The sequence below is a fragment of the Pseudomonas sp. GW821-FHT09C08 genome, from assembly GCF_059418125.1.
This window is the reverse complement of record NZ_JBWKPG010000007.1, coordinates 1-13376: the sequence shown is the minus strand read 5'-3', so window position 1 is coordinate 13376 and position 13376 is coordinate 1. Positions and strand designations below refer to the sequence as shown.

General features: G+C 61.5%; 12 protein-coding genes. 6 read left to right on the top strand and 6 right to left on the bottom strand.

The window, feature by feature from the left end; translation table 11 throughout:
• Nucleotides 1-36 precede the first annotated feature (36 nt).
• Together AC07OJ_RS22735 and AC07OJ_RS22730 are read left to right on the top strand one after the other, a co-directional pair.
• On the top strand, nt 37-1206 hold the full coding sequence (locus AC07OJ_RS22735) for a hypothetical protein (RefSeq protein WP_495095247.1): 1170 nt from the start codon (nt 37-39) through the stop codon (nt 1204-1206).
• Nucleotides 1207-1352: 146 nt separating this feature from the next.
• The gene (locus AC07OJ_RS22730) at nt 1353-1877 is read left to right on the top strand and encodes an SET domain-containing protein (protein WP_065900411.1); all 525 of its coding nucleotides are present in this window, start codon (nt 1353-1355) and stop codon (nt 1875-1877) included.
• On the opposite strand, the gene can is transcribed toward AC07OJ_RS22730, so the two are convergent.
• Complete coding sequence (gene can, locus AC07OJ_RS22725; protein ID WP_025856499.1) at nt 1874-2518, bottom strand: carbonate dehydratase; 645 nt, start codon at nt 2516-2518, stop codon at nt 1874-1876. The genes AC07OJ_RS22730 and can overlap by 4 nt on opposite strands.
• Nucleotides 2519-2671: 153 nt before the next feature.
• Between can and AC07OJ_RS22720 the strand changes: the two genes are divergently transcribed.
• The gene (locus AC07OJ_RS22720; protein WP_106805246.1) at nt 2672-3076 is read left to right on the top strand and encodes a serine kinase/phosphatase; all 405 of its coding nucleotides are present in this window, start codon (nt 2672-2674) and stop codon (nt 3074-3076) included.
• An 81-nt stretch (nt 3077-3157) separates the two neighbouring features.
• On the opposite strand, the gene rimI is transcribed toward AC07OJ_RS22720, so the two are convergent.
• Both rimI and AC07OJ_RS22710 read right to left on the bottom strand, forming a co-directional pair.
• Nucleotides 3158-3610 (bottom strand): ribosomal protein S18-alanine N-acetyltransferase, encoded by a 453-nt coding sequence (gene rimI, locus AC07OJ_RS22715; RefSeq protein ID WP_003188286.1) that lies wholly within the window; start codon nt 3608-3610, stop codon nt 3158-3160.
• Nucleotides 3603-4346, bottom strand: coding sequence for an energy transducer TonB (locus AC07OJ_RS22710; protein ID WP_315413639.1), 744 nt, complete (start codon nt 4344-4346; stop codon nt 3603-3605). The genes rimI and AC07OJ_RS22710 overlap by 8 nt, the downstream gene beginning before the upstream one ends.
• 187 nt (nt 4347-4533) lie before the next feature.
• Between AC07OJ_RS22710 and mksB the strand changes: the two genes are divergently transcribed.
• The 3 genes from mksB to mksF are packed head-to-tail and all read left to right on the top strand — an operon-like array spanning nt 4534 to nt 9360.
• Nucleotides 4534-5826, top strand: a complete 1293-nt coding sequence (gene mksB / locus AC07OJ_RS22705) for an Mks condensin complex protein MksB (protein WP_065900405.1) — start codon at nt 4534-4536, stop codon at nt 5824-5826.
• Entirely contained in the window at nt 5816-6523 is a 708-nt protein-coding gene (gene mksE / locus AC07OJ_RS22700; protein ID WP_012722059.1) for an Mks condensin complex protein MksE, read from the top strand. Before mksB ends, mksE begins: the two co-directional genes overlap by 11 nt.
• Complete coding sequence (gene mksF, locus AC07OJ_RS22695) at nt 6520-9360, top strand: Mks condensin complex protein MksF (RefSeq protein WP_495095246.1); 2841 nt, start codon at nt 6520-6522, stop codon at nt 9358-9360. Before mksE ends, mksF begins: the two co-directional genes overlap by 4 nt.
• Nucleotides 9361-9532: 172 nt before the next feature.
• Here mksF and AC07OJ_RS22690 read toward each other — a convergent pair whose 3' ends face one another.
• From AC07OJ_RS22690 to AC07OJ_RS22680, 3 genes are read right to left on the bottom strand one after another with little or no spacing between them, the layout of a single operon-like run.
• Nucleotides 9533-11836 carry a PqiB family protein gene (locus AC07OJ_RS22690; protein ID WP_120447558.1) on the bottom strand — a complete coding sequence of 768 codons (2304 nt, stop codon included), beginning with the start codon at nt 11834-11836 and terminating at the stop codon, nt 9533-9535.
• Nucleotides 11829-12452, bottom strand: a complete 624-nt coding sequence (locus AC07OJ_RS22685; RefSeq protein WP_065900398.1) for a paraquat-inducible protein A — start codon at nt 12450-12452, stop codon at nt 11829-11831. The genes AC07OJ_RS22690 and AC07OJ_RS22685 overlap by 8 nt, the downstream gene beginning before the upstream one ends.
• On the bottom strand, nt 12439-13098 hold the full coding sequence (locus AC07OJ_RS22680; protein WP_201143478.1) for a paraquat-inducible protein A: 660 nt from the start codon (nt 13096-13098) through the stop codon (nt 12439-12441). Before AC07OJ_RS22680 ends, AC07OJ_RS22685 begins: the two co-directional genes overlap by 14 nt.
• Between the last annotated feature and the right edge of the window lie 278 nt (nt 13099-13376).

The window sequence follows — 13376 nt, the reverse complement described above, 5'->3', positions numbered from 1 at the left end:
CCGCGCAGACGGGCCTTCGCTGACAAGGAATCAAGCATGTTTATACCGACCAGGCTGTCCTGCACCCTGGCCGCACTGCTGGCGAGTGCGGTCGTACAGGCTGATATCGAGGTACCACTGGGCAGCACGCAACGCGTCACCCAGTTGTTCGCCTTCCCCAACAATTGCAACGTGATCTGCTTTCGGCCATGGACGCTGGAGCAGACCGTGGAGCATTACCTGAACCAGAGCCTGCAGCGTGACGGTTACAGTCGCGCCAAGGTCAGCGTGAAGACCCATGACGGCCAGCTCTCGGCCACCTTCAGCGGTGTGCCCGACGACTATGGCAAGCCACTCACCGCGCTGCTCGACACCGCCGACCTCGCCTACCAGGGCGCCAGCAAGCTCAACAGTGACGGCAAGTGGGCCTACAACTGGTACCTGTTCCTGCCGCTGGGCATGGCCCTGGAAAAGCGCAAGAGCATCGAGTTGCTGCATTTCCCTCCGGATTACTCGCTGACCCAGGCCCAGGACTACCTGGAATCGGCCACCTCCGACCGCTGGGCCACGTTGCTCACTGACAATGGCGTGCCGGCCGGCGAAACCCCGGCCTACCAGACCATCATCGATATAGCGCCCATTGCAGCGCCGTCCACGGCGGGCAAGGACCTGGAAAACGTCTATGGCTACTTCACCGACTACCAGACGCGCATGGTCCGGGAGCTGAGCCTGCCGGCCAACGGCTCGTTACCGATGGTGGCGTTCGGTTCGCCGGTGCGCGCCTGGATCAAGCAACAATACGGGCCGTCCGTGGCGGTACTGGGCCTTGTGCAGATCAGCCCGGCCGCAGGCAAGAGTGTCTCGGTACTGGGCGCCAATCACCCGAGCTACATCTGGTATGCGGCGGACCCCGCCAGCTATGACGGCAATGAACAGAAAGCCGATGAAGCCGGCCTGACGGTGATGGGCCAGGACCTGAGCGCAGCCTGCTGGCAGGCCGGGATGGGCCAGAAACCGGCGAGTGATCCCAATGTGCTGCTCAAGGCCTGCATGAACACGTGGCAGGTCACGCGTAAGGAGCAGACCTGCGAGCTGTTCTATACCTCGGTGCGCAACCTGTCGCCGGAAAAGGCGAATGCCAAATGCGCCACGCCCGCGATCAAAGCCCAGCTCAGGCAGCTGAAGAATGCCGCCCCCGCCCCGGAAATCAGCGTCCCCGCCCTATAAAGCGCACAAAAAAAATCCGCTGGCTACTGTCAGGTTTGACAGTAGCCAGCGGATCGATCTTCGGCGAATCTTGTGCCGCCCCCATCTGCTGCAAGACTGGTAGTCAGCCACCATCCGCAGGTCCATGCAGCCCACCAAGGAGAGTCATGAAAACTCAGGCCATGGATAAGGCTAAAACGGCTGCAAATGACTGCCTGTACCCCTTCAAGACACTGCTCGTTGAGCAAGGCTATCCGTCGTACCGGCATTTCCAGGTCATGCAGGGTAGCGACAGTACCGGCAGCGGGGTCAAGGCACGCATCGCGTTTGACGGGCGCATGCGAATTGCCCAGGTCTCCGGCTACGCCGTGAGCGAGCGGCGCCCGCACACGTTGCAACTGTCGCCGCGCATCCATTTATACGACTGCTGGTTCTGCGGCCTGCTCAGGCACTCGTGCAATCCGAATGTGTTTTTCGACACCACCTACCTGGAACTCTGGACCGTACAGCCCATAGGCGCCGGCACCCCGTTGACCCTGGATTACGCCAGCACCGAGGATGCGTTGTTCCGGCAGTTCAAGTGCCATTGCGGCGAACTGAACTGCCGGGGCTGGATCACCGGTCGCGACGAACCCCTGAATGCCGAGGGCCAGCAGTTCATGGTGCAGTGGCGCGAGCGCAAACGGCCTTAGGCTTCGCCCAAGGGGCGCAGGCGATACTGCGGCGGCAGTTGCTCGAAACCACTGATGGTGGTGTTCAAGCTCTTCCAGCGGCCGTCCTTGATGCCATAGATGCAGCCATGGATCGACAGGCTCTGCCCACGGTGCCAGGCATTTTGCACAATGCTGGTGTGGCCGACGTTGGCGACTTGCTGGATCACGTTGAGCTCGCACAGACGGTCGACGCGCTCCTCTTCTGTGGGTAACTGCGCCAGCACGTCACGGTTTTCGTAGTAGAGGTCGCGAATGGTGCGCAACCAGCCATCGATCAGGCCGAACTGGCGGTCCTGCATCGAGGCGCGCACGCCGCCGCAGCCATAGTGGCCAGTGACGAGGATGTGTTTGACCTTGAGTACGTCAACGGCGTACTGGATCACCGACAGGCAATTGAGGTCTGTGTGCAGCACCACGTTGGCCACGTTACGGTGCACAAACAGGTCGCCCGGCAGCATGCCGACGATCTCGTTGGCCGGTACGCGGGCGTCGGAGCAGCCGATCCACAGGTATTCCGGGGTCTGCTGGCGGGCGAGCTTGGCGAAGAATTCGGGATCTTCCTGTTTGATCGCATCCGCCCAGCGTTCGTTGTTATCAAGCAGGTCTTGTAGTTCGTTCATCAGGGAAAGCCTCAGGAATGATGCGCAGCTTTGACAGACGACCGCTCGTCCGGGTCACGCCGCCGCGAAAGAATACCGATTGCCAATTAGCTTGAATCTTTAGCGAACGACGCCTGTCCACACACTATAAGCCCCACAGCATGAGGATTGGCCATGACTGAATCACGACGTCCCTACGGCGCTACGCAGCCGGAACCGATTGATGACAACGAAGACCGCATGGGCGAGATGCGCGAGCTGGACTTTGACCAGGAAGAGCCGACGGCGGAGATCGGCGAGGAAATCCCCCGCCGTGAGCGTGAGCACCTGATGCCCGACGAGCGGGTGCGCGAGGCCGGGTTGACCGGGGCTTCAACCGATGATCATGAGTCGACGGACGATGATATGAGCCCGGAAACGCTGATCCATGAAGACGGCGCGCGGGATGCCCAGGAAGCCGGCGAAGGTGAGCAGGCGGATTGGGACCTGAGCATCGTCGATGAAGACGAGATTGGCGGCGGCAATGGCCTGGATGAGGCTGAGCTGGCGGATATCGACCCGGTAGACGGCAACCGCTGATACCCCGTCAACCTGTAGGAGCCCGGCTTGCCGGCGAGTGCGTCGTTGAGACCGCCGTCGCCGGCAGGCCGGGCTCCTGCATCAATCGACCAGGGTGCAGGCCATCACGACCGCATCTTCACGGCCACCCACGGCGGGGTAATAGTCCCGACGACGGCCGATTTCATTGAACCCATAGCGCTCATACAGGCGAAACGCGCCGGTATTGCTGTCGCGCACTTCCAGGAAACATTCGCGGGCATTGGCGGCATAGGCGCGGGACATCAGGTGTTCCAGCAGCGCCAGGCCGAGGCCACGCCCCTGGTTTTCCGGCTTGACGGTGATGTTCAGCAAATGCGCCTCATCGAGGATGATCTGCACCACGCCGTGGCCCACTTGCTGCTCGCCTTCGAACATCAGCCAGATCTGGTACTTGCCCAGCCCGTCGAGAAAGATCCCGCGGGTCCAGGGGTGGCTGAACGCCGCGTATTCGATTTTCAGCACGGCGTCGAGGTCAGCCTCGGTCATCGGGCGGAAGGATAAAGCCTCACTCATCGGTTGTTTTCCAGCGCGCCATCAGCCGGCGCATGGCTTGCCAGACATCAGCCTTACGCTGTGGCTCTTCCATTAATAATTCCAGGCCCGGCAGGGCCCACACGGAGCCCAGGCCCTCGACCTGCAGCTCGCGGTACCAGGACTCGGCATTCGCTTCGCCGGCAAAGCGTACGGCGGGCAGGCCGATCAGCCACAGGCACACGCAGGGTTCATCCTCCAGGCGCGCCGAGACAAAGCCCTGGACAAAATCCCGCGCGGCTTCCGGGCCCTGGTCCATGGTGCCGCGTACCAACAGCGGCCAGCGCACCGGATCGCCGACGATCTGCGGACTGTCGGGCAGGCCGGCGGCGCGCAGCATGTCCTTGAGCAACATGTAGGCAGGATCGCGCGTCTGGAAACGCTCGCCGGTGGGCAATTCCACCAGCAGCAGGCAACGCCCGGCGCGCAGCAATTGCAGGGCAAAACGCGGCGGCGGCACCACCGCAGCCTTGACCACCGGCGCGGCCTCTTCGGCCACCACCGGCTTGGCCACCGGTGACGGGCGTGGCACTTCGATCTTGGCCCGCTCGACCGCCGGACGCGCCTCGGGAGCGGGCTTGACCACCGCGACCGGCGCGGCAGCCTCCTCGCCGGACGCTTCCAAGGCCTCATAGGGCTCGAACGCCTCCAGCAGCTCGGGCCGCGACGGCGCGGCAAACGGCAGTTCGGTGCGGGGCAGCCAATTGACCACCTGCATGGCGGTCAAGTAAGCGCGACGTCGGGACTCGATAAGCACAGCTCGGCCACTTGTGGATAAGTTAAGAGCGGGGATTCTACCGCTGTTCGGTAACAATCGCCCACTGCGCACTGACCGGCTGTGGATAAATCCCGCGTCCGATGCAGTACAATCGCGACTTTTAATCGCCAACCAGCCGGCCATTCCCATGATCGAACCCAAGCGCGTCCTGCGCGCCCTCGCCGAACACTGGGCCTTACTTGAGCCACTGTGCGAACACTTCGACCAAGGCACCCTGAGCCTCGGCGAGCTGCGCGCGCAACTGGCCGCCCAACAACTGGACAGCACGCCCCAGGACATCACCAGCCTGCTGGACGTGTGGATTCGCCTGGATATCCTGGTGCCTGTCGCCAAGAGCCCGAACCGTTTCGAGCTCAACGCACAGATCCATGACTTCCTCGCCTATCTTCGCAAGGAGCACCGGCTTGGCCTGTGCCTGGAAATCGAAGCCTACCTGCGCCACCTCGAGCGCCTGGCCGGTTACATCCAGGACGCCTTCGACATCCGTGATGGCCATGATCTGGCCCGCCAACTGCGCCTGCTGGATATGCGCGTGCGCGACGTGCTGAAAAAACTCGCCAACGACGAACAGGCCCTCGCCGCCGTGGCCGACCGCGCCAAGACCAGCGACCGGCAGATCCCGTTGCGCCAGCGCTACGCCGAAGTACTGGCGACCTGGGATGAATACGTCGAACCGATGATCCAACTGGTGAACGCCGACGGCGCCTTCGAACAAGGCGTGCGCAAGGTCGAGAACGTGCTGTTGCGCATGCTCACCGAGCAGCAGCGCCTCGGCCACCTGGTGGACGACGACATGCTGCTGCGCACCCACGCGCGCATCCTCGAAATGCAGACCAGCGCCCAGCTGACCTTGCGCCATGCCCGCGAGCTGCTGCTGCCGCTGCGCGAAGAAGCGCGCCGGCACAACGCCGTGACCCGTGGCGCGGCGCTGGCCTTGTCGGCCATCCGTCGCAAGGGCCTGGACGCCGTGCCGCAGGCGGCGATGCCAATGTTTACCCGGCCGCAAAGCACCTTCCTCGGCAGCGCCAGCCAGGTCGAGGCCTATGTGTATGCCCTGGCGAATTTCGAGCCGAAACCGGCGCGTTTCCCCAAGGCGCACAAATCCCACAAGGGCGACGCCCAGCGTGCACCACGCACGGTCAAGGAAATGCTCGAGCGCTGCGAAGACGCGCTGCCGATGCCGGACCTGATGACCTGGCTGCTGGAGCAGGAACCGGACGGCGCCACCGACGAATTGCTGTACTGGTTCTCACGCCTGTCCCGCGAAAAACGCTTCAAGCGCGAACGCCTGGAACGCCGTGATTACCACACGCACGAGCACCAGGTCAGCCTGCGCTCATTCGCCCTGCTCCCGGCCACGCCCGACGCCGCCGAGAACTCTGCGAGCACCGCTAATGTAAGGACTTCGCATGCATCTTGATCTATCCGAACTGTCCCAGCTGGCGCCGATCTTTCGCGAGCTGTTCAAGGGTTACCACGTCAGCCGCCGCGACCCGGAACTGTACGCGCAACTGTCGAACTTCCAGGACCAGTACCGCACGCTGTTCAAGGCCCTGGGCTTTGAGCTGGTGTGTGACACCCGTGGTTTCTACTACTTCGTGCCGGATTCGGCGATTGCCAGCGCACAGGTCAACAAGACTGCCCAGCGCCTGGCGTTGTTCACCTTCATCATCGTCGAGCACCTGGCCGACCAGGGCCGTGACCCGATCGCCGTGCTCGACGGTGGCAGCCTCGGCCGCGATGAGCTGCCATCGCTGCTGGAGAAGTACCGCGACCTGTTTATCCAGGCCGAAGTGCAGACCCAGGAAGAACTCGAAGAAAAAATCATGCGCCGCATGACCCAGCTGGGTTTTGCCAGCGAAGACAACGGCATCTACCGCTTCCTGCCGCCGATGCACCGCTTCCTCGACGTGTGCCTGTCGGTGCAACAGGACCGCGACCTCGCCGCCAGCGTGCACAGCGTGTTGCCGCTGCCGGCACCGGTGATCATCGACGAAGACAGCGATGAAAAACTGCTGAAGACCGATGACCCGCTGGACCTCAGCGACTTTGCCGACGAAAGCGAAGAAGACGCCCTGGCCCGCGCCATTGCCGAAGAACAGGAGACCGATGCATGAGCAAGGAACGCTACGGCATCCGCCGCTTTGCCCTATTGAACACCGCCGGCTACAGCTTGGGCCTGTTCCCGCTGGAAGAGCCGCTGTCGGTGTATGGCGCGAACAACCTGGGTAAATCCGCCTCGATCAACGCCCTGCAGTTCCCGATCCTGGCGCGCATGTCGGACATGAGTTTCGGCAAGTACACCCTGGAACAATCGCGGCGCTTTTACTTCGCCACCGACACCAGCTACATCCTCGTGGAAGTGTCCCTGCCCCACGGCCCTCACGTGATCGGCGTGGTCGGGCGCGGTCCGGGCGGCGGTTTCGGTCACCAGTTCTTTGCCTATGCCGGCAAGCTCGACCTGGCGCATTACCAGAAGAACGATACCTGCCTGCGCCAGAAAGAGCTGTTCACCAACCTTGAGCGCGAAGGCCTGAAAGCCTACGAACTCAAGCCGGATGAACTGCGCCGTTTGCTGGTCGGCGGTCATACGTCGATCCCGCTGGACTTGACCTTGATCCCGCTGCGCTCCACCAGCGAGCAGAGCCTGAAGACCTTCCGCGCGCTGTTTATCAACCTGCTGCACATGCGTGAAATCACCGCGGCCAAGCTCAAGCAGCTGTTCCTCGATGCATTCGAACACAGCTTGCGTTCGGGCAGCGTGGACTACATCGCAGCGTGCGAAGAAGCCTTCCGCGACGTGCGACGCATGGAACAGGACTACCACTCGCTGGTGGCCGCCGGCCCGCTGGTCGAGGCGCTGTCCAATGGCGTGAAACAGCGCGACATCCTGCGTGGCAAGCTGCATCGGCTGTCGCCGCTGCTGGACTCGCTGCTGGGCACCTGGTCGGACTACGCCAGTGCACGCAAGGAAGAGCTGACGATCCAGGCCGAACACTATCGCAACGAGCAGGATGCGCTGCAGAACGACCAGCGTGGCGGCACCCAGGAGCTGATGCGCCTGGAGCGCGAGATCAGCGGCATCCAGCGCTGGCTGGGTGAGCTGTCGGTGCTCAAGCATCGCTTCGCCCTGGTGGATGACGTGAAGGTGCTCGAGCAGCAACTGCTGGCGGCCAAGGATGCTCACGACGAACTGGCGGGCGCCCTTGCGCAGTCGCGGCAGTTCAGCGCCGAAGACCTCGACGAGCGCTTGCGCGACCTGGAAAAACGCCTGAAGTCGGTCAAGCAGCAGCTCGATCATGCGGACAACAACAGCTACGCCAAACTGCGCGAAGAATTCTCACAGCAGGATGTCGAGCGCCTGATGCGCCTGTTCAACAGCTCGTTGTTCAGCCTGCCATTGGGTGAGCATGGCATCACGCTGGACGAGGACGGGCAGTGGGTCAAATCCCTGGAGCTGATCCTCGATGGCTTCAAGGGCGAGCGCTTCGAAGTGCCGGGCCTGTCCATCGACATCTCGCACATCGAGCCACCGGCCTTGCAGGCCCTGGCGGATCGCGCGGCATTGCGCGACCAGAAAGAGCGCCTGGAAAAAGAACTCAAGCAACTCAAGACCCAGCAGGCCGTAGCCTCTGACCGCGCCGCGAGCAAGACTCAGACCGAGGCGCTGTATCAGCAGGTGCTGGACGCGCAGAAGGCGCTGGAAGACTTCCGCCGCGCGCAAACCCTGAGCGCCGAAGAAGACGAGAAACTGGAAAGCCTGGCGCAGATGGAAGCCGCGCAGGATGAGCTCAAGCGCTCCAGTGATGCCTTCACCGAGCGTGTCCAGCAACTGTCGGCCAAGCTGCAACTGGTCGGCCGGCAAATCGGTGATATGGAAGCCAAGCAACGCACCCTCGACGACGCACTGCGCCGCCGCCAGCTGTTGCCAGCGGACTTGCCATTCGGCACGCCGTTCATGGACCCGGTCGACGACTCCATGGACAACCTGCTGCCGCTGCTCAATGACTATCAGGACAGCTGGCAAGGCCTGCTGCGCGCTGATGGCCAGATCGAAGCGCTGTACGCCCAGGTGCGCCTCAAGGGCGTGGCCAAGTTCGACAGCGAGGATGACGTCGAGCGTCGCCTGCAACTGCTGATCAACGCCTATGCCCACCGCACCGACGAAGCCCTGACCCTGGGCAAGGCCCGCCGTGCGGCGGTAACCGACATCGCGCGGACCTTGCGCAATATCCGCAGTGACTACGACAGCCTGGAACACCAGTTGGCGCTGTTCAACCGCGAGATCAACAAGCGCCAGGTGTCCAACCTGCAAAGCTTCCGCATCGTGCTGGCGCCGAACAAGGAAGCCCTCAAGCATATCGACCAGATCATCCACAGTGCCGGTCAGTATGAAGAAGGCGAGACCCTGTCGGTGTTCGACCTCAGCCAGAGCGCCGAGCAGGACAACAAGAACGAAGAGGCCAAGGAATACCTGGCCCGCCTGGTGGCCGCCAACCATAACCAGCTGGGCCTCAAGGACCTGTTCGAACTGGCGTTCGAGATCACCAAGGTGCATGGCCAGCCGGTGATCCACACCGACATCGACGGCGCGGCATCCAACGGCACCACCATGACCATCAAGGCGCTGACCAACATGTACTTGTTGCTGCACTTGATGGACCGTGACCAGGCCGGGCGCGTGCGCTTGCCGTACTACCTCGACGAGGCCGCGGATATCGATGAAAAGAACCAGGCGGCGCTGCTCGAAACCAGTCTGCAATTGGGCTTTGTGCCGATCCTCGCCAGTGTGAAACCGCAAGTGTCTGCCCAAGTGGCGATCGACCTGGAAGGCGGCAGCGGGCCGAATGGGATCTACATTGATGAGGCGGACTGGAAGTACATCCGTCGTAACGATGTGGTGAAGGCGACGGTGAATGTGCAGGCGGACGAGCCGGAGCTGGATGAAGTCTGATCGGCTGCAGTGAAATGCAAAAAGGCCGCGATCTTATGGATCGCGGCCTTTTTTTTGGTGTTGCTGAGGGCCTCATCGCGGGCAAGCCCGGCTCCCACATTCGAGCGCATTCCTACAGGAAAACCCGGTCAACTGTGGGAGCCGGGCTTGCCCGCGATAGCCTCGCCTCGGTTTACTTGCCGAGCGGAATTTTAGGCGCCCAAGTCAGCCATTCCTCTTCGAACTTGTCGAACAGCGGAAAGGTTTGCTGCGGCCGTGCGGCGTTGCCCATGCGCTCACCGTCCGGCGTGGCGAAAGCGATACCGCCGGAGACCAGGGTCTCCAACGACTCGGTGCGTACCGTCGCGCCTTTGAACAGGCCAAAATCGAGACCGAAACCGCTGGTGTTCCAGAAGCGGCTGCCACCGCGTACCAGCGGCGCGTACTTCGGCTCGATCAGGATGTGGATCAGCACGCGGTCGGCGGTCTGGCCCAACTCGTAGCCGGTGACTTTGCCCACGGTGACTTCGCGGTAAGTAACCGGTACGCCTTCCTTCAACGAACCACGCCGTGCGGCACTGAGTGTCAGGCTCAGGCCTGCCTCTTGGTGGACCGCTTCAGGCGGCTGATCCAGCGCGACAAAGCTCTTCTGTGGACCGGCATTTTTCGCCGCCGGCTGCACCTCGATGTACTGCCCGGTAACCAGGGTTTCCAGGTTGGAGGTTTTCATCAGGCCCAGCTCAGGCTTTACCACCCAGAACTGGCTACCGACACGCGCGATGCGATCCGCCACTTGGGTGATGCGCGCGCTGAGCAGCACCGACTGCATATCGGCGCTCAGGTCGACGCTCTCGATCTTGCCGACATCCAGGCCTTTGAAACGCACCGGGGTGCCAGGACGCATGCCATCGGCGCGGTCGACCTTGATGGTCACCAGGGTGCCGCGTTGATTGGCGGCCTCGCGATCGGCAAAGAGACGGAAGCGCGGGATGCGTTTTTTCAGCGGCACATTGGGTTCCGGGGTTTCGAAGGCGATACCGCCGGCCATCAAGCTGGCCAGGGATTCACTTTTCACCTGGATGCCGCCAGTGAGCCCGCCGGTCAGGGTGACGCCGCTGGCATTCCAGAAACGCGTCGAGCCGTTGACCAGGTTTTCGTATTCCTTCTCGATATGAACGCCGATCACCAGTTGCTTGTTCTTGCGCGAGAACTGATAGCTCTGCACCGAACCGACCTTGACCTGTTTATAGAGAATCGGGCTACCGACATCCAGGGAACCGAGGTTGTCAGTGAACAGCACCATGTGCAGGCCTGGAGAGCGCAGGTCCAGCGGCGGTGCCTTGGCCCGCGCAACGAATTCGCGTTGCGGCGCGCTGCCTTTGTCACCAGGGCGAATGGCGATGTAGTTCCCCTTGACCAGGGCTTCCAGCCCGGTGATGCCCGCCAGGGAGATGGAGGGTTTGACCACCCAGAACTGGGTGTCCTGCACCAGGTAGTCTTCGGCCAATGGGTCGAGCGTCAACTCGGCATTGGCGCTGGACAGGTCAGGGTCGATCTTCAAGGTTTTCAGGCTGCCGACCTGGATGCCTTTGTACATGACGGGCGTACGTCCAGCCTGCAGGCCTTCGAAGTCGGTGAGCTTGACCTTGACCTTGATGCCAGCAGCGGCGGCGTCGAAGTCTTCATACAAGCGGAACGGCAGGCTCGGATCCGTCGGCGGGCTGTCCTTGCGGTTCTCCGGCGTGGCGAAGGCAATACCGCCGGCGACGATACTGGAGAGCGATTCACTGCGTACTTTCACGCCGGAAAGGTTGGCGTCGATGCTGATGCCGCTGGCGTTCCAGAAACGTGTGTGTTTGCGCACCAGGCTCGCGTAGGTCGGCTCAATGTAGACCTTGATCTCTACGGTGCTCTGGTCCTCGGAAAGCAGGTAGCTTTTGACCTGGCCAACCTGGATCTGTTTGTAGAACACTGGACTGCCACGGTTCAGCGAGCCGAGGCGATCGGCCTTGATGGTCAGGTGCAGGCCGGGCTTGGCGTCTGACAACGGCGGCTCTTCGGAGAGCGCCTTGAATTTGCGCGTGGGCTCACCATCACCCGGGCTGGCGGCGATGTAATTACCCGACACCAAGGTTTCCAGGCCGGTAATACCGGCGAGGCTGACACTCGGCTTGACCAGCCAGAAGCGCGTATTGGTCTTGAGATATTGGTCGACGTCCTTGTTCATCTCGATGGTGGCAATCACCCCACGGTTACTGCCCTCGTCGTCCAGGGCCAAGGTCTTGACCTTGCCCACGGACATACCTTTGTAGACCACTTCCGTTTTGTTGGCCTGGATACCTTCGCCACTTTCAAAGCGCACCTGGATCTCGATGCCCTGTTGGGAATAGGCGCGCCACCCCAACCAACCGCCGATGATCAGGGCAATCAGGGGTAACACCCAAATGGCCGACCAGTTGGAGGCCGGGCGGGTTTTAGCTTTAGGCAAATCACTCATGGTCGTCGTCCGACTCCGTGTTATCCCAAATCAGTCGGGGATCGAAAGTTACTGCGGCAAGCATCGTCAAGATCACCACACTGGCGAACGCCGCGGCGCCGAGGTTTGCCTCGACACTGGCAAGTCGCCCAAAGTTTACAACCGCCACCAGGATGGCGATCACGAAGATATCCAGCATGGACCAACGTCCAATGAATTCGATGAAGCGGTACATCACAATGCGCTGTTGCGCGGACAGCGGTTGGTGGCGCTGTACAGAGAACAGTAGCAGGCCAATGCCTACCAGCTTGAACGTGGGCACCAGGATACTGGCGATAAATACCACCGCCGCGATGGGAAACATACCGTGCTGCACCAACTGGATCACACCGGCCATGATGGTACTGGGATCACCCTGGCCGAGGGAATTGATGGTCATGATAGGCAGCAGGTTGGCGGGGATATACAAAATGGCCGCCGTGATCAACAACGCCCAGGTGCGGGTGAGGCTGTTTGGACGCCGGGCATGGATCAGCGCACCGCAGCGAGTGCAGGTTTGCTCATCGGTGTCCGCTGCCTGTTTGTTCAACTCGTGGCATTCGGTACAAATCAGAATGCCTGCATCAATCGCCCGCATGATCATCTTCTCCTGACAACGCTTGCCAGACCTGGTGGGGCGACATCACCACCTCAAGCAGTACCTGAACCATTAATAGACTGACAAAACACGCGAGCCCCAAGCCGACCGTGATAGAGGCCATGTCGGCGAGCTTTACGATCGCCACCAGTACGCCCATCAGGTAGACCTCCAGCATCCCCCAGTCTTTGAGGTGGTGGTAAATGCGGTACAGCAACAGCCCATAGCTGCGGCCCACCTTCCAACGAATGCTGAGCAGGACTGCGAGCTGGCAGAGCAGCTTGAGCAAGGGAATCCCCATGCTGCACAGGAATACAACGGCGGCGACACCTTGCATGCCGGTATCAAACAAGCCGACCACGCCACTCCACACGGTGTCTTCCGAGGACTGCCCGAGTAGATTGAGCTGCATGATGGGCAAAAAGTTCGCGGGGATGTACAGCAACAGCGCCGCGAGCACCAAGGCGAGACTTCGCTCAACGACATTGTGGCGGTGAGCGTACAGCTCGTAACCGCAACGCGGGCATTGGGCTTTTTCGCCAAGGGCAAGCTTGGGTTTGCGCATCAGCAAGTCGCACTCATGGCATGCCACCAGGTCGTCCAGTGGTAAATCCGACACCTCAGGGGCATCAACCGGATCGGGCATAGATAGGGCTCTGACTCTAAAAAAGGTTAGGTGCCTATTCTAGTGGTCTGGTTCAGAAATAACTGTGCAAATTTGTCGGGGCTTGGGGCCCCACATGGACATACCAGATAGGGGGAGTCGCGGGGTTAGGACGGCTTGAGCTGATGGCGGGGGCCACGGCGATCAACTTACTTTTCGACCGCCCAAAACAAAACCCCTGTTTGCGTTAGCAAACAGGGGTTCTGGAATTTAATCTTGACGATGACCTACTCTCACATGGGGAAACCCCACACTACCAT

Coding starts and splice junctions, on each gene's coding strand:
- AC07OJ_RS22735 (WP_495095247.1), top strand. CDS start 37: ATGTTTATACCGACCAGGCTGTCCTGCACCCTGGCCGCACTGCTGGCG.
- AC07OJ_RS22730 (WP_065900411.1), top strand. CDS start 1,353: ATGAAAACTCAGGCCATGGATAAGGCTAAAACGGCTGCAAATGACTGC.
- can (WP_025856499.1), bottom strand. CDS start 2,518: ATGAACGAACTACAAGACCTGCTTGATAACAACGAACGCTGGGCGGAT.
- AC07OJ_RS22720 (WP_106805246.1), top strand. CDS start 2,672: ATGACTGAATCACGACGTCCCTACGGCGCTACGCAGCCGGAACCGATT.
- rimI (WP_003188286.1), bottom strand. CDS start 3,610: ATGAGTGAGGCTTTATCCTTCCGCCCGATGACCGAGGCTGACCTCGAC.
- AC07OJ_RS22710 (WP_315413639.1), bottom strand. CDS start 4,346: ATGCAGGTGGTCAATTGGCTGCCCCGCACCGAACTGCCGTTTGCCGCG.
- mksB (WP_065900405.1), top strand. CDS start 4,534: ATGATCGAACCCAAGCGCGTCCTGCGCGCCCTCGCCGAACACTGGGCC.
- mksE (WP_012722059.1), top strand. CDS start 5,816: ATGCATCTTGATCTATCCGAACTGTCCCAGCTGGCGCCGATCTTTCGC.
- mksF (WP_495095246.1), top strand. CDS start 6,520: ATGAGCAAGGAACGCTACGGCATCCGCCGCTTTGCCCTATTGAACACC.
- AC07OJ_RS22690 (WP_120447558.1), bottom strand. CDS start 11,836: ATGAGTGATTTGCCTAAAGCTAAAACCCGCCCGGCCTCCAACTGGTCG.
- AC07OJ_RS22685 (WP_065900398.1), bottom strand. CDS start 12,452: ATGCGGGCGATTGATGCAGGCATTCTGATTTGTACCGAATGCCACGAG.
- AC07OJ_RS22680 (WP_201143478.1), bottom strand. CDS start 13,098: ATGCCCGATCCGGTTGATGCCCCTGAGGTGTCGGATTTACCACTGGAC.